The 22896-nt window shown below is 66.2% G+C and carries 24 protein-coding genes; 18 read left to right on the plus strand and 6 right to left on the minus strand.

Features of this window, described 5'->3' with window-relative positions; genetic code table 11:
* Positions 1 to 556: 556 nt before the first annotated feature.
* The 3 genes from ACQP06_RS22530 (at position 557) to ACQP06_RS22540 (ending at position 3189) form a co-directional block, all read left to right on the plus strand.
* Entirely contained in the window at positions 557 to 1687 is a 1131-nt protein-coding gene (locus tag ACQP06_RS22530; RefSeq protein ID WP_433666465.1) for a Fic family protein, read from the plus strand.
* A gap of 250 nt (positions 1688 to 1937) precedes the next feature.
* Positions 1938 to 2609, plus strand: a complete 672-nt coding sequence (locus ACQP06_RS22535) for a hypothetical protein (protein WP_433666466.1) — start codon at positions 1938 to 1940, stop codon at positions 2607 to 2609.
* Positions 2610 to 2649: 40 nt separating this feature from the next.
* Positions 2650 to 3189: an ATP-binding protein gene (locus ACQP06_RS22540; RefSeq protein ID WP_433666467.1), complete on the plus strand. Its 540-nt coding sequence runs from the start codon at positions 2650 to 2652 to the stop codon at positions 3187 to 3189.
* Positions 3190 to 3208: 19 nt separating this feature from the next.
* On the opposite strand, the gene ACQP06_RS22545 is transcribed toward ACQP06_RS22540, so the two are convergent.
* The gene (locus tag ACQP06_RS22545; protein ID WP_433666468.1) at positions 3209 to 3961 is read right to left on the minus strand and encodes a DUF4253 domain-containing protein; all 753 of its coding nucleotides are present in this window, start codon (positions 3959 to 3961) and stop codon (positions 3209 to 3211) included.
* Positions 3962 to 4102: 141 nt separating this feature from the next.
* Between ACQP06_RS22545 and ACQP06_RS22550 the strand changes: the two genes are divergently transcribed.
* The 5 genes from ACQP06_RS22550 (at position 4103) to ACQP06_RS22570 (ending at position 8556) form a co-directional block, all read left to right on the plus strand.
* Positions 4103 to 4681, plus strand: coding sequence for an NUDIX domain-containing protein (locus ACQP06_RS22550; protein ID WP_433666469.1), 579 nt, complete (start codon positions 4103 to 4105; stop codon positions 4679 to 4681).
* Positions 4681 to 5196 carry an AAA family ATPase gene (locus tag ACQP06_RS22555; protein ID WP_433666470.1) on the plus strand — a complete coding sequence of 172 codons (516 nt, stop codon included), beginning with the start codon at positions 4681 to 4683 and terminating at the stop codon, positions 5194 to 5196. Before ACQP06_RS22550 ends, ACQP06_RS22555 begins: the two co-directional genes overlap by 1 nt.
* A gap of 221 nt (positions 5197 to 5417) precedes the next feature.
* Positions 5418 to 6734, plus strand: coding sequence for a GH25 family lysozyme (locus ACQP06_RS22560; RefSeq protein ID WP_433666471.1), 1317 nt, complete (start codon positions 5418 to 5420; stop codon positions 6732 to 6734).
* 66 nt (positions 6735 to 6800) lie between these two features.
* On the plus strand, positions 6801 to 7193 hold the full coding sequence (locus ACQP06_RS22565) for a nitroreductase/quinone reductase family protein (protein ID WP_433666472.1): 393 nt from the start codon (positions 6801 to 6803) through the stop codon (positions 7191 to 7193).
* A 103-nt stretch (positions 7194 to 7296) separates the two neighbouring features.
* Positions 7297 to 8556 carry a lipase family protein gene (locus ACQP06_RS22570; RefSeq protein ID WP_433666473.1) on the plus strand — a complete coding sequence of 420 codons (1260 nt, stop codon included), beginning with the start codon at positions 7297 to 7299 and terminating at the stop codon, positions 8554 to 8556.
* A gap of 23 nt (positions 8557 to 8579) precedes the next feature.
* On the opposite strand, the gene ACQP06_RS22575 is transcribed toward ACQP06_RS22570, so the two are convergent.
* Positions 8580 to 9044, minus strand: a complete 465-nt coding sequence (locus ACQP06_RS22575; RefSeq protein ID WP_433666474.1) for a hypothetical protein — start codon at positions 9042 to 9044, stop codon at positions 8580 to 8582.
* 142 nt (positions 9045 to 9186) lie between these two features.
* Between ACQP06_RS22575 and ACQP06_RS22580 the strand changes: the two genes are divergently transcribed.
* Positions 9187 to 10347 (plus strand): hypothetical protein, encoded by a 1161-nt coding sequence (locus tag ACQP06_RS22580; protein ID WP_433666475.1) that lies wholly within the window; start codon positions 9187 to 9189, stop codon positions 10345 to 10347.
* Between the two features lie 6 nt (positions 10348 to 10353).
* Here the strand turns inward: ACQP06_RS22580 and ACQP06_RS22585 are convergent, their stop codons facing one another.
* The 3 genes from ACQP06_RS22585 to ACQP06_RS22595 all read right to left on the minus strand — a co-directional run bounded on the left by ACQP06_RS22585 (position 10354) and on the right by ACQP06_RS22595 (position 13351).
* Complete coding sequence (locus ACQP06_RS22585) at positions 10354 to 11277, minus strand: LysR family transcriptional regulator (protein ID WP_433666476.1); 924 nt, start codon at positions 11275 to 11277, stop codon at positions 10354 to 10356.
* Positions 11278 to 11306: 29 nt separating this feature from the next.
* Positions 11307 to 12002 carry a TetR/AcrR family transcriptional regulator gene (locus tag ACQP06_RS22590; RefSeq protein WP_433666477.1) on the minus strand — a complete coding sequence of 232 codons (696 nt, stop codon included), beginning with the start codon at positions 12000 to 12002 and terminating at the stop codon, positions 11307 to 11309.
* Between the two features lie 125 nt (positions 12003 to 12127).
* Positions 12128 to 13351 carry an oxygenase MpaB family protein gene (locus ACQP06_RS22595; protein WP_433666478.1) on the minus strand — a complete coding sequence of 408 codons (1224 nt, stop codon included), beginning with the start codon at positions 13349 to 13351 and terminating at the stop codon, positions 12128 to 12130.
* A 420-nt stretch (positions 13352 to 13771) separates the two neighbouring features.
* On the opposite strand from ACQP06_RS22595, the gene ACQP06_RS22600 reads away from it, so the two are divergent.
* The 4 genes from ACQP06_RS22600 (at position 13772) to ACQP06_RS22615 (ending at position 15933) form a co-directional block, all read left to right on the plus strand.
* On the plus strand, positions 13772 to 14158 hold the full coding sequence (locus tag ACQP06_RS22600; RefSeq protein WP_433666479.1) for a hypothetical protein: 387 nt from the start codon (positions 13772 to 13774) through the stop codon (positions 14156 to 14158).
* A gap of 48 nt (positions 14159 to 14206) precedes the next feature.
* The gene (locus ACQP06_RS22605; RefSeq protein ID WP_433673405.1) at positions 14207 to 14797 is read left to right on the plus strand and encodes an Rv1733c family protein; all 591 of its coding nucleotides are present in this window, start codon (positions 14207 to 14209) and stop codon (positions 14795 to 14797) included.
* A gap of 297 nt (positions 14798 to 15094) precedes the next feature.
* Positions 15095 to 15349, plus strand: a complete 255-nt coding sequence (locus tag ACQP06_RS22610; RefSeq protein ID WP_357095524.1) for a three-helix bundle dimerization domain-containing protein — start codon at positions 15095 to 15097, stop codon at positions 15347 to 15349.
* A gap of 62 nt (positions 15350 to 15411) precedes the next feature.
* On the plus strand, positions 15412 to 15933 hold the full coding sequence (locus ACQP06_RS22615) for a hypothetical protein (RefSeq protein WP_433666480.1): 522 nt from the start codon (positions 15412 to 15414) through the stop codon (positions 15931 to 15933).
* Here the strand turns inward: ACQP06_RS22615 and ACQP06_RS22620 are convergent.
* On the minus strand, positions 15905 to 17155 hold the full coding sequence (locus ACQP06_RS22620) for a family 1 glycosylhydrolase (protein WP_433673406.1): 1251 nt from the start codon (positions 17153 to 17155) through the stop codon (positions 15905 to 15907). The genes ACQP06_RS22615 and ACQP06_RS22620 overlap by 29 nt on opposite strands.
* 168 nt (positions 17156 to 17323) lie before the next feature.
* Between ACQP06_RS22620 and ACQP06_RS22625 the strand changes: the two genes are divergently transcribed.
* The 5 genes from ACQP06_RS22625 to ACQP06_RS22645 all read left to right on the plus strand — a co-directional run bounded on the left by ACQP06_RS22625 (position 17324) and on the right by ACQP06_RS22645 (position 22886).
* Complete coding sequence (locus ACQP06_RS22625; RefSeq protein ID WP_379279439.1) at positions 17324 to 17689, plus strand: BlaI/MecI/CopY family transcriptional regulator; 366 nt, start codon at positions 17324 to 17326, stop codon at positions 17687 to 17689.
* Positions 17686 to 18633 carry a M56 family metallopeptidase gene (locus tag ACQP06_RS22630; RefSeq protein WP_433666481.1) on the plus strand — a complete coding sequence of 316 codons (948 nt, stop codon included), beginning with the start codon at positions 17686 to 17688 and terminating at the stop codon, positions 18631 to 18633. Before ACQP06_RS22625 ends, ACQP06_RS22630 begins: the two co-directional genes overlap by 4 nt.
* A gap of 54 nt (positions 18634 to 18687) precedes the next feature.
* Positions 18688 to 20616, plus strand: coding sequence for a peptidase (locus tag ACQP06_RS22635; protein WP_433666482.1), 1929 nt, complete (start codon positions 18688 to 18690; stop codon positions 20614 to 20616).
* A gap of 130 nt (positions 20617 to 20746) precedes the next feature.
* Positions 20747 to 21613: an alpha/beta fold hydrolase gene (locus tag ACQP06_RS22640; protein ID WP_433666483.1), complete on the plus strand. Its 867-nt coding sequence runs from the start codon at positions 20747 to 20749 to the stop codon at positions 21611 to 21613.
* Between the two features lie 85 nt (positions 21614 to 21698).
* Complete coding sequence (locus ACQP06_RS22645; protein WP_433666484.1) at positions 21699 to 22886, plus strand: AI-2E family transporter; 1188 nt, start codon at positions 21699 to 21701, stop codon at positions 22884 to 22886.
* Positions 22887 to 22896 lie beyond the last annotated feature (10 nt).

Below are 22896 nucleotides of genomic sequence, written 5' to 3' on the forward strand. Positions count from 1 at the left end.
CGCTGCGCCCTGAGTTAAGGGGGCACGCACACCGAACCGACAACCGCAAGATCAAAGGTCGACGTGTTCGTCAACGTCACCTCTACCAGCGCGCAGACCCCGCAGGGCACCACGACCACCATCACCGAACCCGGCGTCTCATCGGCCGCGACACCACCGGAAACCCAGCCCACCAGGACTGCGGCGCAAGCAAAGACAACGCGACATCCTGTCAGCCCGACAGAATGCAGGTCAGAGCCGGTTTTCGAACCGGCTCTGACCTGTTTTTAGCCATCGGCTTCTCTCGAGTACCCGATTCCGGACAGATTCAAATCGCCTCGAACAGGGGTTTCTCCGCCCCAAGAACACTTGACCGCAGTCAAGCGGGCCTGGCAATGAAACACATTGCGCCCCTGGAGCTTCCAAGGCCTCCTCATTGACATGCGCGAACTTGTGGACCAATCCCGGTCCGTGATTGGTCCACAAACGGCCATTGAGCCAATGAACCGCCCACCAGCTGCAATGCATTACCCCAGATTTGCTTGACGCAATGACTACGTCACCCTATTGTTGTGTCATGCTGTTCCCCACGCCAGCACTAACCGCCGCCGATACCCACGTCCTGGCCGAGGTGGACCGGATGCGCGAGCAACTACGTCATGAGTTGCAGGCCAAGCCCGGTAAATGGGCAGGTGGGCTCCGCAAGTTCCTCACTGCGGACTCAATTGCCGCGTCGAACTCCATCGAAGGGTTCAAAGTCTCCACCATCGATGTGGAAGACCTCATCGCCGGCGAACGAGACGTCGAGGTTTCCGAGGGGGACAAGGCCGAGACACTGGCCTACAAGCAGATGATGACCTACATCCAGACCCTGCACAACACAGACGATTTCGCCTACAGCAAAGGGTTCCTCAACGCACTGCACTGGATGCTGCAGGGTCACCGGCACACCGAACGTCGTCCAGCCGGGCAATGGCGTCCAGGCCCCGTGTACGTCACCGATGCCCGCGACCCGAGCATCGCCGCCTACACCGCCCCCGACGCCGAACACGTGCCGGCATTGACCGAAGAACTTGTCGATTGGCTCAACACCGACGACGGCACACATCCACTCGTCCGCGCGGCGATGGCACACCTGCACCTCGTGTCCATCCACCCCTGGGCCGACGGCAACGGACGCATGTCCCGATCGCTCCAAACGCTGATGATCGCGAGGGAAGGTGTTCTCGCACCGGAGTTCTCGTCCATCGAAGCCTGGCTCGGCAGGCCGGGTAACACGTGGGAGTACTACCAGGTCCTCGGCCGCCGCGGCAGCACCTACCGCCCGGATCAGGATGTGTCCGAGTGGATTCGATTCAGCCTGACCGCCTACCACCAACAGGCCCAAACCGTGCACGCCCGCTGGGTCCGATCCGGAACCGTGTGGGCAATGCTCGAGGAGTACGTCGCGGGCATCCGATTGGACGAGCGCGTCATCAGCGCACTGCATGACGTCGCGATGTCCGGAAGAGTCCGTAGAACCCGCTACGAACAATCCGAAGGTCTGAGCCTGCAACAAGCGCAGCGCGACCTACGCGACCTCGTCGCACTTCGCGTGCTCGAACCTGTCGGCAAGACCCGAGCCCGCTTCTACACCGCCGGACCGGCCTATCCAGCCCCAGCGTTGGAAGTCGCAGGCACACCAACCACCCTCGAAAACCCCTACTAGCTAGTCTTGCGTTGAATCGACGCGGACGCGGCACGGAAAGTCATTGGGAGCCGGAGTTCAACCTATCCCCAAATGCCTCCGACCGCCCCGTTTGCCATTCGCCGAGTTAACGAAATATGTTCCGGCTCAGTGACTTTCGGCCCCATCGGGACTGCAAAAGCCCCGCTACCCTCAGCAGAGTGACCACAGTCGCGGTCCGGGGAGTCGGGTGGCCCTGGATATTCGGGAGTATCGAGAACGGGGCTTATCGATGACAGGTCCGACACGACACGCGCTGCGCGCCGCATTGGCGACGTTCGTCTTGGTGTTCACCGCGCTGGGACTCACCGGCGTCCCCGCGCACGCATCACCTACGAAAGCCGCCTACCTGCACAGCAGTTGCGTGGTGAAATCGATGGTCCCCAAGGGCGGCCCCAAGGGTGATGGGTGCGATGTCTGGGGGATTCCGCAATGGATCGGCCCGGGGCAGGAACCTCAGCCGTTCCCGCAGCCGGTCGTCGATCTCATCGTCGGCTGTTCTGTGCACGGGAGTTTGGAGCTGGTCAAGGAGGCCGACCTCATCGAGGCGGTCCCGCCGGGGTGGATGAAGTACGGTGCCGGCGCGATCATCTTCGCCGCCGGATGTGTCGAGAACACAGCCGAGGCGCTGATAGACCTCGGCCTGAACGCGAAGTCGCCGAGCAACGATGCGAGCCTGGGCGGTTTGAACCTCAACGACTACTGCGCCCGCAAATTCAGCGGCGCCACAGCACATGTGCGCGATGAACACAACGCGTTCACCTGGGAATGCGTGCACGGCAAAACCAGTGCCGGAGGGATCGACATCGACGACCAGTGTCGCCACCAGTACGGCTCGAACGCCGTGTCCGGACTCCGCGAGACCGGCAATGCCTACACCTGGTACTGCCGGAAGAAGAGCTGACGATCCCAGCTCGCAACACCATCCGAATACGCTGGGCCCCATGATTATCTGGCTGAACGGAACATTCGGTGCCGGAAAGACAACGACCGCGCAGGAATTGATCGCGCTCCTGCCCGACTCACGTGTTTTCGACACCGAGGAAGTCGGGATCATGCTTCGTCATGTCCTGTCCAGCGAGAAGGTTCGGGACTTCCAGGACTGGCAGCCTTGGCGCGGGCTCGTCGTCGCAGCCGCGGCGCAGATACTCGACTACGTCGGCGGAACACTGGTTATCCCTCAGTCGGTTCTCGTCCAGCAATATTGGCAGGAGATCCACGAAGGGCTCTCCAGCGCTGGGATCCCGCTACAGCATTTCGTCCTTCACGCCGAACGGGATGAGCTGCTGCGCCGAATCGAATCCGACCCGATCATGCCGAACTCCTCGTGGCGCCTCGCGCACCTCGAGGACTACGACGCGGCGCGCTCCTGGCACCGCCGAGTGGCCCGCGTCATCGACACCACCGATCTGCGACCCCAGGAAGTCGCAATGCGGATCGCGACCGACGCTGCTCGGACATCGCCGCCTTCATGGAACGACTGACCTACTGGTCGCACGTTGCTCAGTCCCACCAGAATTGCCAACTGCCGCGGTTGATCAGCGTATCCGCGTATGTGCCGAGGGTGTCATCGGCGAAGTTGTCCGGGCACAATGCTTGATGTTCGATGGCCAGGTGCAGGGCGTGCGCGTGGGTGCGGGGAGGGGCGGACACAGACAGTTCCAGCGTGTCGAAACCGATCCCGACGACGCGGGCCCCAAAACGGTCCTCCCATGATCGCAGGACCGACGAGATCACTGCGCTGCTGTTGTAATAGTTCGCTGCGCCTTGCCAACCGCACAGCGTGACAGCATCGGCTCCGCGCTTTGCCGGGACGAGACCTATCAGCCAGTTGGACTCACCTACCAGCTCCTGCGCCAGCCAGCGGGCGACGTCATCCGGTTCGTCCTCGTCAGGAATGCCAGGTGTCGCTAATCCTGGCCACTCGAACGGTTTCAGCGGGTCGTACTCGATGTCGTCATCGGTGACGAACCATAGTCCGCGCAATTCGAGATTCGGATCGAGCGCATCGATGCTCTCCTTGGGCGTGAAGCCGAGTTCTCCACTGCGCCAAGGGCGAGGTGGTGGCGAACCGACAACCCTCGGGGCATCGAGAAGCAATGGATACAAGCCGGTGGTCGCATGCTGGTCGTAGAGCCGACTCCAGATCACGCCCGCATCGGGCTGACTGACATCGGAGGTCCACAGCACTTCGCGTCCGTCCCACCGTCCGCCCTGCGCAGTGACCGTGCCGCCAGGCGGCAGACCGTCAGGCACAGGGGGAAAGACGAATGAGTCCCTCACGACTGGAGAATCTACGGACTCCCTCCGACAAGGATTCTGGGCTGCATCAATGGCGAAGGCTGCAGGTGTCCGACGCGAGGGAGTTGTCGGACCGTCGGTGTATGGTCCCCCGGTATGCAGCCCGCGACCGCCGTGGTCACGAACATCGTTGGGAACCTCTCGCCGTTCGATGATCTCGAACGGCGGCATATCGCAACGACTTTGGAGTGGTTGGCGTGGACTGACGACATCTTTCGGCGTGCCAAACCTGCGACGCCCTCGCCTCATCTGGTCGCCTACGTCGTCCTCGTCCTTGTCGATCCGGACAACCGCGGGGTTTACCTCGGACTGCACCGTATGGCGGGGCTGCATCTACCGATGGGCGGACATGTTGAACCGCAGGAGCATCCGCTGGAGGCCGCGCGCCGCGAGGCGGGCGAGGAGCTCGGTATCGAGCCTGTGTTCGATGTGGTTGGTGAGTGCCCGCTGTTTCTTACTCGGACGACCACGGTTGGTCTGACGGCCGGGCATGTCGATGTATCGCTCTGGTTCGTGATCCGTGGGGATCGTGATCGCGGATATCCGCTCGATCCAAGTGAGTTCGATGGCGCTCGGTGGTGGGACCTCACGCCCAGCCGGCTTCCGGCGACCGACCCACATCTTCCGCGGTTCATCCGCAAGCTCGAAAGCGTTCTGCGGCCACGGAGTCTGTAGTGAGTGTGCTGGTGGTGCTCCGCGGCAACTCCGGGTCGGGGAAGTCGACAGTTGCGCGCGCTGTGCAGCAGCGGTTTCCTCGGGCGCGGTGTTTGGTGGTGCCGCAGGACACCGTGCGGCGGAACATGCTCCGGGAGCGTGACACGGCCGCGGCGCTCAATATCGAACTCATTGAGCATGTCGCCGCGTTCGGGCTGGCACGCGGGTTGGTGGTGATCGTGGAGGGGATCCTCGACGCTGATCGATACGGCGGGATGCTCGAGCGCCTTGGTCGATCAGCGGCCCGTGCGCTGCACTACGGGTTCGATCTCTCCTTCGACGAAACGGCGCTGCGGCACGCCGGGCGGGCTCAGGCCCGGGAGTTCACCGCTGAGCAGATGGCGGAGTGGTATCACGGGTGGCAGCCTCTCCCGTTCGCCAACGAAGTCCGGATCGATGGCGCGTGGGGGCTGGACGCGATCGTGGACAGGATCGAACAGGACATTAGGTTGCAGGTAGCGGACTACTTGCTCTGACGTCAGCGTGTCTCGTGCCGTGGTTCGGGGCGGCGGGGGCTGGCTGGCCGGTCGGCTGAGATTTCGTGCCGGATCAGGCGAAAGGCACGTAGTAGAACACTCGTTACAGTGCTGAATCCCGATGCAATTCTTTGATTCTCACAGCACGTCGGTCGCCGTGAGCGGCGGAAATCGCCCTGGTTTCCGCGGTCTTTCACACCATCCGTACCGAGGAGAGAGTCATGGCCATACAACAGTTTCCGGGCGTTGTGCTCGGTCCTCTGGGCAAGAGGATGGTGAAGTTTCTCGAGACCTATCCGAGAGCCGACGAGCTGCGGATCACCAGTGGGATGGACGGGGATCACGGGCTGCAATCGCACCATTACGGGTTGTCCTACGATGGCTCGCCGACTGCGGCCATCGATATCGGCTGCGATCGTGATGACGTCAAGATGCGGGACTTCGCCAAGTGGATGTACGACAGGTATTGGAACTACACCGTCGAGCTCATCCATTCGACGCCGTTCGCCGACGATGACGGGTTCTACGTCAAGAATCAGCAGAAGTTCCCCGGCGGCGGACCCTACGGCCCGCCCTCGTCCATCGGCCACTTCGACCACACCCACTGGGCGACCTCGGCCGCTCTGATGACGCAGCTGGAGCACCTCGCCGGCGGGTCCGCGCCGGACCGGGTCCATCCGGAGATCACCGGGACGCCCGCCACGGCCGTCACCACCACCGTCGCCAACACGGCACCCGTCTGGGGTTGGGACGCCTCCGACTACGACTTCGGCCGCGGGCCGATGAATATGGTCGCCGCTCAGAACGACGGGATCTCGTTCTTCATCTACAAGACCAGTGAAGGCAGCGACTGGCGATCCCAGCACTACCAGACGGTCCTGGAGCGGGCTCGCGACGCCGGAATTCCGGTGCTCGGCAGCTACCACTTCCTGTGGCCGGGAGACATCGAGGAGCAGGTCGATTTCTGGGTGAGCTGTGTCGACGAGCAGACACCGTGGTGGAAGGAAAGGCCGTGGATCTGGCAGGTCGACGCCGAACAGTCGACGAATGCCCCGCGCCCGCCCAGCGCCGACGAGGTGCGGCAAGCGGTGGAACTCACCGAACAGAAGCTCGCCGACCGGGGCGCCCCCGGGTACGTCATCGGGTACACGCCGTTCTGGATGTACAGCAATTCGCTCACCGGTGATTACGACATCTGGGCCAGCAATTACAACGGCTCCGGCGCGCCCCGCCCGTTCAAGGAGCAGTACCAGGGCGTCGGCGACCATGCCGTGGGCTGGAATGTGATGTCCGGACGCAAGCCCACCATCCTGCAGTTCGCCTCCGACGGGGTGGTCGGCAATCAGCACACCTGCTGCGTCGACAAATTCGACGGTGACCTCTTCGACCTCATCCGTAAGTGCGGTCGTGAACCCCAGCCGGCGGCGGACGCCCGGGCGGTATCGGTCGCACTCACCCGGCCGGTCGGACGGCGTCAACCGGCGACCTCGCCGATCCTGGTTCCGGATACCGACGGGGCTCACCTGCCCGTCCGGTAGCTCGAATCGCGGGCAGCAGCCTGCGGCCACCGCCGCAGGCCGCTTCGGCGGTGCTAACGTCAGGGCATGGCCAACCGGCGCGAGATCCAGCATGCTGTGGTGACGGGATTCCAACGGAGAGTGGGGAATCCGATTCTGGGGCGATTGCCGATCCAGACGCTCTTGGAGACGAAAGGGCGGGTCAGCGGGCAACCGCGGATCACGCCGATCGGCGGGCGGCGCAGTGACGGCGCGTTCTGGTTCGTGTCGGAGTTCGGGCGGCGGTCGCAGTACATCCGGAACATCGAAGCCGACAATCGGGTTCGGCTGCGGATTCGCGGCCGGTGGTTCACCGGTACCGCGCACCTGATGCCGGAGGACGATCCGGTGGCTCGGCTGCGGTCGTTGCCGAAGGCGAACAGCACGGCGGTCAGGGTGGTCGGTACTGATCTGATGACCGTTCGCATTGATTTGGACTGACTCCGGCGGCTGACCGGGAGGCTCTCCCACGCCGGACAATCCAGGCGCGACACACCGCCTCCGGACCGCTTGACCAGCCAAGACAGCGGATACTGTGCTTGCGATGCGGAAGACCATGAGGCGCCGCACGTCATGCGGCATTGTGCAGAAGACCGCCCGGCACGCCCTGTTCCTCGGCGCGCTCGTTCTCGCGTTCACTACCGCCATCTCCTCCGCGGTGGCTGCCCCCGCGCCCGTGCCCGAAGCCGATCCGTTCTACAGCACACCCGCCGACCTCGGTGCTCACAAGAGTGGGGACCCCCTGGCCTGGCGCAGCGTGAAGCTGTTCGGGTTGGCAACGCCGCTGCCCATCACGGTGTGGCAAATCCAATATCTGACAACGGATTCCGAGAACAAGCCGATCACCACGATCGCCACAGTCATCGAACCGACCTCGCCCTGGCGGGGCCCCGGTGCCCGGCCGTTGGTGGCCTTCGCCAGCGCCGAGGACGCCCTCACCACCGCCTGCGCTCCGTCGGCCACCCTGCGTGCCCCCATCAACATCAACAGCCAAACCACCTTGGACATGCCGTTTCTCGTGGGTCCGCTGCTACTCGGCTATGCGCTGGTGATCCCCGACTACGAGGGCCCGCAGTCCAGGTTCCTCGACGGCGTGATATCCGGCCACGCCCTGCTCGACGGTATCCGCGCCGCACGCCGCTTCCCGTCCACCGGACTCGCCAACAGCCCCACCGGGATCTGGGGCTATTCCGGCGGCGCATACGCGGCTCTGTGGGCGGGGCAACTACACGCCACCTACGCTCCGGAACTGCCGCTGACCGGCATCGCCGCCGGCGGCATCCCGGCCGACATCCCCGCCATCGCCCGCGCGGCCGACGGCGGCCCGAAAGCAGCCCTGGCCCTGCTGATCGCGGCGGCCTTGATTCGCAACGAGCCGAAGGCCCAGATCGAGGGCCTGCTCAACAAGCGCAGCACCGGCATGCTCGCCGACGTAGGCAAACGCTGCGGAACCGGCCTCCTACAGACCTACTCGGGAACCCACGTCCGCGACTACTCCCTCGCAGCGGACCTCTTCGCGCACCCGACGGTCGTGGCAGCCGCCCAACGCCAGGAACTGGGCTCCATCACCCCGGACGTCCCGCTGTACCTCTACCACAGCAACGCTGACGAAATGATCCCCGCCCCCGGCGTCCACGCCCTCATCAACCGCTACTGCTCCATGGGATCGACTCTCACACAACACTTCTCGAATATCCCCGGCCACAGTGGCGCCGCCATGGTCGAAGCCGTAGGCGCCCTCCGCTACCTCGGCGACCGCTTCGCCTCCGGCCCACCCACCCCAGGCTGCGCCGCCGCCTCCTGATCGGGTAGCCGATCGTGGCGCGCTCAGTGGACCAGGTCGGCCAGAGGTCCTCGGGCGCTCCACAACACCACGAAGGCGAGCATGAAGGCTGCGCTGGTGAGGTGGTCGCGGAGGATTGATCGGGCCAGGCGGGATTGTTCGGGGAGGGAGTCCGTGCGGGTGCCGAGGCGGACGGCGTTGGGGACTGTCCGGATGATGGCCGGGGCGATGGCGGCTGCGGCTAGCAGGGTTGCGAGTGGGGCCAGCCAGAGTGGGTCTTGCCAGCGGATTGTTTCGATTATGAGGCCGCCGAGGAGGATTGCCATTACGGCGGCGATCAGGTGGGGCATCGGGCGGGAGGTCGTGGTGGCTCGGTGGTAGTAGGTGGCGATGGAATTCAGGACGGGCTCGGGTAGTTCGGGGTCGTGGCGGTGGCGGAATTGCTGGGTGTCGAAAATCAGGTCCATCCAGAGAATGGCCAGGAGAAATCCCCCGCAGGCGGCGAGCATGGGCGCATCGTACCGAGGATGGAGAACGACAACAGGCGGGTTGGGTTCACGGGCGTTTCCACAGAGATTCCTCACGAGTCGGAGGGTTCAAGGGTCCGTCTCTGCCCCGTAGTGTGCACGCGGGATGAGAGGAGATCGGGATATGACCGGCGGACGTCATGGGTTTCTGCTGCTCGGAGGGGTGGCGGCGGTGGGGGCCGGGGGGTTGCATCTGTTCGCGGCGGGGTTGCATACCGAGCATGCGACGTTGGCGCGATTGATGGTCGTGCTGGCGGCGGCGCAGTGTGCGGTGGGGCTGGCGGCGATGGTGAGTGCTCGGAAGGCTGTGCCGGTCATGGTGATCGGGGTCAATGTGGTGGCGGTGGCGGTCTGGGCTTACACGCGGTTCGCGGGGTTGCCGTGGCCGGATGGGCTCGATGTGGCCGAGGCGCCGCAGTTCCTGGACAGCACGTGCGCGGTGCTGGGGGTGGTCGCGGTTGCCGGGGCGGCGGTCGCGTTGGTGCGGCCCGAGGCGAAACTGGGGGTGCCGCAGGCGGCGACGGCAGCCGGGATGTCGGGTGTTCTCGCTGTCGCGGCGATGCTCGGCGGGGCCGGGCATGTGCACAGCCATGGCACCGGGGATCACTCCCACGCGGACGGCGATCACACCGCTCACGACCATGGGACGGGGAATGCTTGGCCACGGCCGTGGGATCCGGCGAAGCCGATCGATGTGTCCGGGGTGCCGGGGGTGACCGCCGCGCAGGAGCAGCGGGCGACCGCGTTGATTCGCGGCACGCTGGACGACCTGCCCGCCTTCGCCGACGTCCATTCCATCGGCGCGCTGGGCTACCGATCCATCGGCGACTCGGTCACCGGATACGAGCACTTCATCAATACGGCCTATATCCGCGATGACCTGTTCCTCGATGCCAAACATCCGGAGTCGCTGGTCTATCGGGTCGACGGCGACAATCGGACCCTGGTGTCGGCGATGTACATCGCGAAGGGCAAGAAGATCGACGACCCGGATCTGGTGAACTATGGCGGCGCATTGATGCAGTGGCACGTTCACGACAACCTCTGCTGGAAGGCCGGCGACGGTGGCCCCCAGGTCGCCGGAGTCACCGACGCCCAGGGCAATTGCCCGCCCGCCTCGATCAATCCCGGCGCGGGTAATCCGATGGTTCACGTGTGGATCACCGCGAACCAGTGCGGGCCGTTCGCGGCCTTGGAAGGCCACGGCGCCGGTCAGGCGGCCACCACCCCGGGCGGCAGTCGCAAGGACACCTGCTCACACGACCACTCGGGCGGACACCGCTGAGTTACGTTATGCCACTTCGCCTTTCACGAAGTCGGTGGCGATGGCGGCGAGGCTGCGGGTGAGGTCGGAATCCGCGCCTCGGCGCCAGACCAGGGCCCAGCGGGCGGGCGGGGCATCGGGCATGGGGATATAGGTGACGTCGGGGCGGGCGTAGTGGCGGCTGGCGTGGGCGTGGACCGGAGTGATGGCTTTGCCGGCGGCCAGTTGGAGGATCATGTCCTGGAAGTTGTCGACGTAGGCGACGCGGGAGATGGTGCGCCCGGAGGGGGTGCTGAAGGGGGTGATGGCACTCTGCCAGTAGTCGGGGGGCTGGTTGGCGGGATCGGTGCCCGCGCCGAAGACGCCGTAGTCGGCCAGGTCCTCGTAGGTGGCCGAATCCCGTTCCGCCAGAGGGTGATTCGCGCCGACGAGCAGCATGAACGGTTCCTCGTAGAGCATCGGGCCGACAATCAGGTCGGGTTCCTCGATAGGGAGCCAGCTGATCAGGAGGTCGATCTCATCGGCCCGCAGGGCGCCGAAAGGGTTGCCGAAATGCACGTGTTCGAGGTGCACGCTCGTATTCGGGTGGCGAGCCTGGAAGATGTCGAGCAGCGGGCGGATTTCCTCGAGGCTGCTACTGGTGACGCCGATGCGCAGCAGGCCGTCGTCGCCGTAGCGGGCCGAGCGTTCGGCGCGGCCCAGGCTGGCGCACAGGTCGCGGTAGTTGACCTGCAGGTCTTCGAACAGCCGGCGGCCGATCGGGGTGAGCGAGACGGTGCGACTGGAGCGGTCGAAAAGCTTTCCGCCGATCCGGCTTTCGAGTTTCCGGATCACCTGACTGACGCGGGCCTGCGACAGGTACAGGCGCTCGGCGGTGCGGCCGAAATGCAGCTCCTCGGACAGCGCCAAGAAGATCTCGATATCGCGCAGTTCGATATCGCGCGGGTCCATACGGGTCGTCCCTATCGATCGGTTCGGGGCTACCGACCCGGCGGGTCGAGCATGGGAAGGAGGAATTGGCGGGCGATCATCGCGAGTTGCTCGTCGTCGTCGAGATCGACGACTTGACTCGGGATCGCCAGGAAGGACGCGCAGATTCGGACCATCAGTTCCGCGACCAGCTCGACCCGCAGGTCCGCGGAAATGGTGCCGGCCCGCTGCTCTTGCCGGAGTTGCCGGGCGACGAATTCACGCACCATCGCCACCGCCCGGCCGCCGTCGCCGACCAGGGAACCCACGAAATAGTCGGGTTCGGCGGTGATCAGGGCGCCGATCAGCGGATTGCCGCGCAGCGCGCGCAGCGAGCTCACGAAGCCGACGACCACCCGCTCCCCGACGTCGGCCGCCGCCGCGATATCCACCAGGAAGGTGTCGAAGTACCGGCGGAATTCGCGCAGGATGACGCGTTCCACCAGTTCTTCCTTGGTGCTGAATCGCCGGTAGACGGTGATCCGCGAAACCCCCGCGGTCCGCGCGACGTCCTCCATCGTCGACCGCTGCACGCCCCAGCGCCGGAATTGCTCGTCGGCCGCGTCGAGGATGCGGGTGCGCATACTGTCGGTGTCATCGACCTGTTCGACGGCTTGCAGGTAGGCGCGTTCGATCAGAGACTTGCCGGGCGGGAGGTCCTTCGCGGGCGGCGCGGGTTCCACGGCGTCCTCCTGATCGCGTTTCACGTCTCCACATCGTTGCCGATACAGCGATACGTTAGCTGTTAACTTGAATCCGGAGGTTCGTGGGCGACGGCGAGCCTCGGCTCGCCGTCCCCGTCAGTGTGTGCCGCCGGGCCCGAAGAGGCGAATCACCGGTTGGTGAGCGGGATTTCGATACTCAACGGCATCCGCAGTTCGGCCATGTACCAGAGCACGAACTGCCGCAGGAACTCGTCGAACATCCAGTAGGGGGCGTCGACCACCGGAGCCACCGACAACACGCCCTCCCGCACCGCGACGTACGGGCCCCACGCCACCTCCAGCAGCGGACTCCACACCGGCTCCCGCGGGATGGCGAGCCAGTCGGCGACCTTGTCCCCCATGATGAATCGGGTGAACGCGCCCAGAATGCCGTGACTGAGCAGCGTCAGATCGAGATCCGCGCCCAGATTGAGCAGCTGATGGGCCAGATCGGTGCCCTCGGCGGTCGGGGCGAGGATCGGATCGAGTTGCTGCGCGGCCTGCGCGTTGGCCTGGTCCCAGGTCGAGGGGATGTACTCGTCGCGGATACCGAGCAGGTGCGCAGCCAACTGCCAACTGTGCAGGTAGCCAGTCGATTCCGCGGCCGGGATGGGCAGCTTCCACGCGGTCAGGGTGCGCATGATGGTGGTGGCGAGACTGTGCCAGGTGACCATCATGTCCTCCTGGCTGATCGGCGTGACATCCGACGGCCAGTGCGGCGACTGCGGCAGCAGATGCCGCACCGACGCGTGGATGATCCGGGTCTTCACGCAGGTGACGACCATTTCGCCGCCCTCGCCGTAGGCGTTGACCGTGCCGATGTCGTACCCGAACTTCGCGGTCTTGGCGATGCGCTCCTTGAGATGCGACCCGCCGCGCGAGTAGTACACCGCCCGCGCCTCGTGCGGGATGACCGTCGACATCATGCCGCTGGCGAACGCGTACAGCACGCCCAGATAGGTCCCCCGCTTCTTGGTGAATTCGAACGAGCTGGCCAGCTTGCCCTGATCGGTCCAGGACGGCAGCTGCCGCGCGTCCTCCATGAAGTCCGCCAAGGACTTCGGCAGCCCGGCGGGCAGGGGTTGATCGTTGTAGATCCAGGTCGCCAGCAGCCGGTTGATCTGCGGGACGTCGGCGTGGTCGATGATGTCGGCCAGCACGGAGTCGGCGTCGGGGTCGTAGACGGTCATCGGGTCCGCCCCGCCGCCGACGCCGACCACCGAATCGGCCGGCGACCACTTCCAGGGTTCCGCGCGCACTGTGCGCGGCGTCAGCGCCATGGCGCCGACGACTCCCAGTAGGCCGCTTCCTGTCCTCAATGCGTCGCGCCTGCTCAGACGGTGTGCATCCATAGCCGTGAATCCTCTTCGATTGGGCCTGATACACAGACACAGTTAGCGTATCTGTGTATCTTGATGAGACCACACCGTGACGGCAGTCACAACCACCTGCCGCGGATCTCCGAAAGAAGGACCAGCCGATGAACCCGTACGTCGTCATCCAGAACCTGCTCAACCACCTCGACACGGGGTCGGCGGGCAGCAGCGGACCGGTCGCCTTGCCGCTCAGCGGTTTTCGGCGCCCCTAAGGCAGCCGGCTGATCCGGCGGCGATAATCGAATAGATCGGTCGTCCAAATCAATGCCGGACGACCGCTGTTCGAAATACTCTCGCGGGCAGCCGATTCGAATTCATTGGAGACTCTCGAACCAGATCACGGTAGATTTGATCAATACGCCTGAACATGTCATCTCTCCGACTGAGGAGGACCACATGATGCACAGTTCCGATTCAGGCTCCTACCCGTTCCGGGAACAGAAAACTCGCCGACGCCGCACCAGGCGGTTCATCGTGCTCTGCGCGGGCGCGGTCGCCGCCACCTATCTCTTCTACGCCTGGCTGTTCGGCAGCATTCTGTGGGTGTTCACCGGCCCCGGCTCGATTTGGGTCCCCGGCAGCTACGGCGGCCTCGGCCAGCGCTTCGAGACACAGAAACTCGCCGACGATTACGCCTACCAATGCGGAGAATCCTCGTCCCTCCCCTTCCCCGGGGTCTCCTATTGCCGACAGGAGCCCGAGGAGGCTTCCTCGGTCATCGTCACCTGGTACAACGGCGACAAATACATCTTCGACAACCAGGACCCGCTGGGCAGCTTCTGACCGTTTGAGGCGGCCGCCACGGGGTACCGCGCCAACGTGCGGAAGCTCGTGCGGCGAATCTGCCGGACGGCTCCCTGGAGCCGGAACCGGCTGATGCGACGGTCCGATCGATTCCAGGCGGCGTGGCGCATGCTCGCCGCGCTGCTGGTCGCGGCGTGCGTCCCGCTCGCGATCATCGCCGGGTTCAGAACCGCCGATACCGCCGCCGCCCGCATCCACGCCGCCAACGCGACCAAGACCTCGGTCACGGCGACCGTCGTCTCCGATCCGATCCGGCTCCCCCGCGCCGCGGGCCAGAGCGTGGCGCCCGGTGCGCCGCAGGCCATGGTGCAGTGGACTATCCACGGCCAGACCAATATCGCGCTCGTCAACGTGCCGGGGACCGCCGAGCGGGGCGACAAGGTCGTGCACTGGGTCGACGCCACCGGGCAGGACACCACCCCGCCCCGCTCCTACTCCGACGCCGTGGCGCAGGGCGTCAGCACCGGCGTCCTCATCGTCCTCGGGGCCGCCTGCGGCGCGGCATTTCTCGCCTGGTGCGCCGACCGGTTCCTGGCACGGCGGCACAGTGCCGAGTGGGCCGACGAATGGCGGAAAATCTCGCCCACCATCGGCCCCAACCACCCCGAGCGGTCCTAGGAACCAGCCGTTAACCAGCCCTTTTCTGGCATTGCGGAGGAAATTCCCCATTGCGCGCGAAGTGTGCGTGAAAGTCACTGTTGCAGATGTACTTACATTTGGTCCTTTCACTGTGCCTAGTCGCTGACAACCAGTGCCAAATAGTGATTTGCGGGAGAAACGCTCGTTTGAGTGCCGTAACAATCGAGAGGCACGGTCCGGAGCCGCAGGGCTCCGGGCCGTTGTCCACTTCGCTGGTCACCCGCAGGGCGGTACGGGTGCCGGCATCGAACACCGCGATGCAGGAGGGCTGGAGGCATGACGCATTCCGACGAAGAGCAGCAGATCAGTGAACTCGTCGCGCGGTTGGCCGCTCGGTTTCCCGATTTGACGGTGCGGTTCATCGGGGAGGTCGTGCACGGGGTCCATCGCGATTTCGAGGGCCACCGTGTCCGTGAGTTCATTCCCCTGCTGGTGGAACGGATCTCCGAACGCCATCTGCACCGACGCATGGACTACGCCACGGCCGCAATGGATCTCGACGATCTGCTCCGGACCCCCACCAGGGCCTAGACTCTTCGGAGCGGGTGCCGGACCGAGATCCGGCACCCGATTTCAGGCGACCGGGGGCAGTAGTGGCATTGGAATGGTTGGCGGTCGTCGGGACGCTGGGAGGGGCGGTCGTCGGGGCCGCGACCACGCTCGCGATCGATACGACGCGGGCGCGCCGGGAGAAGTCCCAGCGGTTCGGTGACACCAAGCGTGAGATCTACGTGAAGTACCTGACCACACTCGTGCAGACCGATACCGCCATGCAGGCGCTGGGATTGCACGAGCCGACACCCTTGGACCGGGAGGCCGTGACCGCGGCCTTCCGGTCCTTCTCGTTGGTGGCGGTGGGGTACGAGCTGGATCTGGTGGCGGCCAGGGCGGTCCGGGAGGACGCCGCGGAGGCGTATCGGAAGCTGCGCGATATCCGGGAAGCCCTGATCGAGACCAGCATGACCGTCGGGCGACGGCCCGCTGGTTCACCGGAGTGGCACGCGGTCCACGAGCCCTTCCTCCGGGCGCTCGATCGACTCCGGCAGACGATGCGACACGAGTTGAACGCCCACGACGGGGACTGGGTCAGCGACCCGGAGCCGCTACGGGGTTGACGCAGCTGGAGGGCAGGTCCTGGATGGAGCACAGGGCCGGAGCCCGGGTGGGTACGTAGCCCGCGGGGACGCCGCCCGACAGGGCGATGTCCCGGAATGCCGGAACCGCGGGCGTGGGGCGGCGGGACAGGCCGGGATCGCTGGTCACGTCCACGGTGTACAGGCCGAAACGCGGTGCGTAACTGCCCCACTCGTAGTTGTCGGTGATGCTCCAATAGTTGTAGCCGATGACGTTCATGCCGTCGGCCTTGGCGCGTTGCACCCAGTAGACGGTGTCGCGCAGGTTGTCCGCGCGGGTCATGCCGTCGGTGGTGGCCGATCCGCCGTAGGTGGGCATGCCGTTCTCGACGACGTAGAGGGGGCGGCCCGGGAACCGGTGGGCGTAGCGGCGCAGCGCGTAGTAGATGCCGTCGGGCTCCAGGATGAGGGGCGACGGCTGGTTGGTGAGCTGCGCGAGCACATTCGGCGGGTTGCTCAGCGATCCGCCGTAGTAGTAGTCGACGCCGACGTAGTCGATCTTGTCCGCGATCCGGTCGATGAAGGACGCGTCGGCCTGGTCCGCGCCGACCGAGGTGAAGGCGATATTGCTGGTGACCATCGCGCCGCCCTGCCGGGCGTGGATGTGGTCGTAGATCGCGCGGTGCGCCGCGATCATCCGATCGATCATGGGCACCACGTCGCCCGCGCCGATATCGCCGATCTCCTGCTCCTTGCCGACGTAGGCGAGGGGCTCGTTGAAGGTGACCCACAGCGGGTCGGCGCTCGCGTAACGGTCCACCACCGCACGGGCATTGGTGAGCCAGTCCTCGACCATTCCTGGATTGCGCCAGCCGCCGCGATCGACCGCCCAGCCCGGGAACACCCAGTGGTCGAGCGTGATCATCGGCCGCATTCCGGCGCCGCGTATCCGCGCAATCATGCTGTCGTAGAAGGAGAAATCCCATTCGCTGGGATTGGGTTGCACGCGTGCCCATTCCACGCTCACGCGGTAGACGCCGACACCCAAGTCGGCCGCATTCTGAATATCTTCGCCGTATCGATGCAGGAAGTCGACGGAGTTCCCATATCCTTCGGCGCGACCGGATCCGGCGAACCGGCTCCAATTACTGTCCGGCGCAAAGCCTTCGCTCTGGAATCCGGAACTGGACACGCCCCAGAGGAAATTCCCGCCCACCGGGGGTAACCACGAATCGGCGGTGGCCTTTCCGGGCGTGACGACCACACCCCAGGCCGCCAGAACGATACACACGAGCGAGAACAGCACACGTTGTCCCACCGCATCGAGAGTACCTGTCGGAGAGCCGTTTCCGTGGCGTTCCGATAGAGGATGGGTATCACGCCTCGGGAAACTATGGCGAATAGTAGATTGGCCGTCGAACCGAGGAGGGTGATGAAAGGACTGGGCGCACTCGAGAGCCGGGTGATGGCCGTGCTGTGGGACAGTTCCGAGGCGCTGTCGGTTCACGACGTGGTCGATCGGCTCAGCGACGACCAGCGAGTTCCCGCGTACACCACGGTATTGACGGTATTGACCCACCTGTGGGAAAAGCAGTGGCTGCTGCGCGAGAAGGTCGGCCGCTCCTACCGCTACCGCCCCAGCCGCACGCGCGCCGAGGCGACCACCGACCTGCTGCGCGAAATCCTCGACGCCAGCCCCGACGCGCCGGCGGTGCTCCTGCATCTGGCCCGCACCGCCAGCGCCCACGAGGTCGAGGCGCTGCGGCGGGGCCTGTCCGACGACGAGCACCGCCGGTGATCCTGATCGCGGCCCTGCTGGTGGCCGCCGGCGCGGTCGCGGTGGCCACCCCGGCGGCGTTGTCCCGCATCGATTTCAGCGCCGCCCCCGCGATCGGGATGGCGGCCTGGCTGGGTGCGTTCGCCGCGGCGCTCGGGTACGTCGCGCTGGCATTGATCGCGCTGGCGTGGCCGGGTTATCCGCCGGGCGAGACTTTCGTCGGCAGTGCCCTGACGTGCCTGGGCGCGCTCGAGCCGATCGTCGTCACCTGGACGGCGGGGCTGGTCGCGCCGGTGACCGCCATCGGATTCACCGCACCGACCGGTCAGCTGGCGCGGATCGCCCTCGGGCATCGGGAACGCGGAGCGGCCCTGCGCCGCAAGCACAATGAGCTGGTCGAGGTGCTGGGCCGCGCCGACACCGCCCGCGCGGACCTGGTGTGGCTCGAACATCCGGTGCCGCTGGCCTACAGTGTCGCGGGCCGCGGCGGGTATGTCGTGGTCACCGACGGTCTCGCACGGTGTCTGACCGAGGCGCAGTGGCGGGCGGTGCTCGCCCACGAGCACGCGCATCTGCGCGGATTCCATCATCAGATCCTCGGCGTCTGCCAGGTTTTCGCGCGCGCGTTCCCGTGGATCCCGCTGTTCGCCGCCGCACCGGCGGCCATGGCCACGCTGATCGAGCTCGCCGCCGATCGCGCGGCCGCGGCCGAGGCCGGCCCGCAGGCACTCGCGGCCGCGTTGCGGACGGTCGCCTCACGCACGACCACCGCGCTGGACCTGGTCGACAAGTCGCTGGAGCTGCGGCTGCAATGCCTCTCGGCCCCACCGGAATCCCGCGCCGCCGGGCGCCGCCGGGCGCCGCCGGGCGCCGCCGGGCGCTGCTCCTGGTCGTCGGGACGATTCTGCTGGCTCCCGCAGTCTCGGTCGTCGCCATCGGATCGATCACCGCGGTCGCCTATCTGATCATGATCTGAGATTCATCCGCGAAAAACTATGCTGCATAGTATTTTCGTCGGCGTGAAGTACCTACCAGCCCTCGCCACGGTTCTGCTGGCCGCGGGAACCCTCGGCCCCGGCACCGGTTTCGCGACCGCTGACCCCGCCCCCGATCCGTCGCAGACCCGCTACTCCCTGGTCAACGGCTGCTACCGCATCGACACCCCCGCAGGACCGTTGGCGCCGGCCGCGGGACCGTTCCGGATGCACGCGACCACGCTCGGCGAGTACCTGCTGTACGGACGGACCAAGGAGGTCGTCGACGCCTCGGCGGGCTCGATCCACCCCGCGAAGAATCCGTCCGTCACCGCGGTCTGGAAGGTGGAGGGTTCCGGCACAAGCGGATTCACGCTCTCGAACGCCGCGACCAAGACCAGCACCCCGGCCACATTCGTCCTCGACACCGGCTGCGCGGACTTCCCCGAAGCCCAGGACAGCGCCACCGGCACCCCCGGCCGAAGCGTCGGCGCGGACGGTTCGATCATCGGCACCATCGACGCGCACGTGCACGTCTCCGCCTACGAATTCCTGGGCGGCGACTTCCATTGCGGCCGCCCGTGGCACCCCTACGGCGTGACCTACGCGCTGCCCGACTGCGCGTCCGACCGCACCGGGTCCAACGGCCTGGTCGCCGATTTCCTCGACTACGGCGGCCCCCGCGCATCCGACACCGCCGGGTGGCCGACCTTCCGGGACTGGCCCAAACCCTCCAAGCTCAGCACCGAGGGCACCTACTGGACCAGCATCCAGCGCAGCTGGAAGGCGGGCCTGCGGGTGATGACCGTGGACCTGGTCGACAACGAGTCGCTGTGCACGATCATGACCGACCGCCGGAACCCGTGCGACGACATGACTTCCGTGCGCACCCAGGCCGCGGACATGCGCGCCCTCCAGGACTACATCGACGCCCAGGCGGGCGGCCCCGGCCAGGGCTTCTTCCGCATCGTCACCGATCCCGCGCAGGCGCGTCAGGTGGCGGCGTCGGGCAAGCTCGCGGTGATTCTCGGCATGGAACTGTCCGACCCGATGGGCTGCGGCGTCTTCCTCGGCCAACCCAAGTGCGGCACCGCCGATGTCGACCGGTGGCTGGGCGAACTGCGCGCGCTCGGCGTCAGCAGTTTCTTCCCGGTCCACAAGTTCGACAATGCCTTCGGCGGCACCAAGATGGACAGCAACACCACCGGCCTGCTGGTCAACGCCGGAAACTTCCTGCAGACCGGCACCTTCTGGAATGTGCAGCCCTGCACCGGCCCCGGCCACGACCAGCCGCAACCGTCGGTGCCGATCGCCGGTGACATCAACCAGCTCCTGGCCAAGCTCACCGGTCCGCTGCTCGGCGGCGCCCCGCTCCCCCTGTACCCGGCCGGAACGCATTGCAACGCACGCGGACTGACCGAGCTGGGCAGATACCTGATCAACAAGATGATCGACCAGGGCTTCCTGATCGAGATCGATCACCTGAGCGAGGCCACCGCGGACGAGGTCATGTCCATCATCGAGGCCCGGCACTACGCGGGCGTGTTGTCCTCGCACGGCTGGGATTCCGACCGCACCACCCAACGCGTCTACGCGGTAGGCGGATTCGCCACCCCGTACGCGGGCGGCCCCGCGGGATTCGTCAAGGCCTGGAAGGAGGCCCGGGCGATGCAGCGCCCCGGTGATTTCGGGTTCGGCTTCGGCTCGGACATGAACGGACTCGGCGGTCAGGGCGCGCCGCTGGGCGCAGGCGTGATCCAGTACCCGTTCACCTCCCACGACGGCGCGGTGACCTTCGACCGGGAACGCTGGGGCGAGCGGACTTTCGACATCAATGCCGACGGCACCGCCACCTACGGCAACTACGCGGACTGGCTCGAGGCGGTCCGGGTGCTCGGCGGACCGGAGATCATGACCGACGTCTTCCACGGCGCGGAGGTCTATCTGCGACTGTGGTCGCAGGTCAGAGGGTAAATCGCCGGAGCGTGACGGCGATCACACGGCGAATTCGGCGCGCGGCGGAACATACCCGGGCTCTCTAACCTTCTATCAATCGATAACCGGTTAGAGAGACTGATCGGTACGAAATCGGAAGGCCGAGAACATGACCGCCGTGCGCCACCGCACCATCGAGATCCAGGGCATGCCCGTCTTCTACCGCGAGGCGGGCGACCCCTCCAAGCCCACCCTCGTGCTGCTGCACGGATTCCCCAGCAGCTCGGCCATGTTCCGCACCCTGATGCGCGACCTGGGCGACGACTTCCACCTGATCGCGCCCGACCACATCGGCTTCGGCCGCTCGGCCATGCCGCAGGCGCACGAATTCGACTACAGCTTCGACAAACTCACCGAGATCACCGAGGGCCTGCTCGATGCCCTCGGCATCGACCAGTTCGCCCTCTACATCCACGACTACGGCGCGCCGATCGGCCTGCGCATCGCCGCCGCCCATCCCGAGCGCGTCACCGCGATCATTACCCAGAGCGGCAACGCCTATCTCGAGGGCTTCACCCCGTTCTGGGACATTCTCTTCGCGCACGCCAAGGACCGCGCCGCCAGCGAGCCGGGCGTGCGGAAGTTGCTCGAGGCCGACGCGACGCGGTGGCAGTACCTGCACGGCGTCCCGGCCGATCGGCAGGACCTGGTCAGCCCGGACAGCTGGACCATCGATCAGGCGTATCTGGATCGCCCGGGCAACAAGGAGATTCAGCTCCAGCTGTTCTGGGACTACCAGTTCAATCTGGACGGCTACCCGGCCTTCCAGAAGTACTTCGCCGAACACCGTCCGCCGGTGCTGATCACCTGGGGCGAACACGACGAGATCTTCGGAGCCGACGGCGCCCGCGCCTATCTGCGCGATCTGCCCGACGCCGAGCTGCACCTGCTCGACGCGGGTCACTTCGCCCTGGAAACCCACGGCCCCGAGATCGCCGCGCTGATCCGGGAATTCCTCACCCGCACGGTGTCCTGACCACCGTGGCCGCACCGCCGCATTTCCCAGCAACACGCGGCGGCGCGGCCGGGTTCGCGGGGCGGGTCGCCGCTAGGTTGGCGGTGTGGCCGCTGAGAAATCCCCCGCCGGAGACGGCGAGACCAACGCCCGGGACGCGAAATCCGAGGACACCGCCGCGAAGGTCCAGGACGCCGACGACGCGGGCGTCCGGCCCGACGCCCTGGTGGCCTCGGTGGTCCCCGCCTGGCTGCCGCGCGCCTACCTGCTGGCGGCGGCCACGGTCGCGGGCATCGTGGTGACCTTGTGGGCGCTGACCCGGCTGCAAGGGCTGCTGACCGTGCTGGTGGTGTCGCTGTTCCTGGCCTTCGCGATCGAACCCGCGGTGAACTGGCTGGCCGCGCGCGGCTGGAAGCGCGGGGCGGCGACGGGGGCGGTGTTCGCGATCGTGACCGCGGTGCTGGTCGGATTCGTCTGGACCATGGGCGAATTGGTGGTCGGGCAGGTGTCTTCGCTGATCGAGAACCTGCCGCACGATACCCAGAGCGTGGTCACCTGGATCAACGACACCTTCCACACCGACCTCTCGGTCGCCGACATCACCGACCGCACCTCGGAGCTCAGCGCCAAGCTCCAGACCTGGGCGCTGGACCTCGCCGACGATGTGTGGGGCATCGGCACCACCGCGCTCGGCGTGCTCTTCCAAGGTCTGGGTGTCCTGCTGTTCACCTTCTACTTCGCCGCCGACGGCCCGCGCTTCCGCAATACGGTCTGCTCGCTGCTGCCGCCGAAGCGCCAGCGGCATGTGTTGCGCGCCTGGGACATCGCCGTCGAGAAGACCGGCGGCTACCTGTACTCCCGCGCGCTGCTCGCGGCCTGCTCGGCCCTGGCGCACTACGCCGCCATGCGAGTCCTCGGGATCCCGTCCGCCTTCGCCCTGGCACTGTGGGTCGGCGTCGTCTCCCAGTTCATCCCGACCGTCGGCACCTATCTCGCGGGCGCGCTCCCGGTCATGGTCGCCCTGGCCCACGAGCCGCGCACGGCGCTGTGGATTCTCGGATTCATCGTCGTCTACCAGCAATTCGAGAACTACGTCCTGCAGCCGCGCATCACCGCGACCACCCTGGACATGCACCCGGCGGTCGCCTTCGGTGCGGTCCTGGCGGGTGCTGCCCTCTTCGGCGCGACCGGCGCCCTGCTCGCGATCCCGGTCACGGCCACCGCGCAGGCCTTCCTGTCCGCCTACGTCCGCCGCTACGACGTGGAGACGCCGGCGCCGACCGCGCACGACTGATCCCTCGGCC

This window comes from Nocardia sp. CA-136227 (genome assembly GCF_050955695.1).
Taxonomy (GTDB): domain Bacteria; phylum Actinomycetota; class Actinomycetes; order Mycobacteriales; family Mycobacteriaceae; genus Nocardia.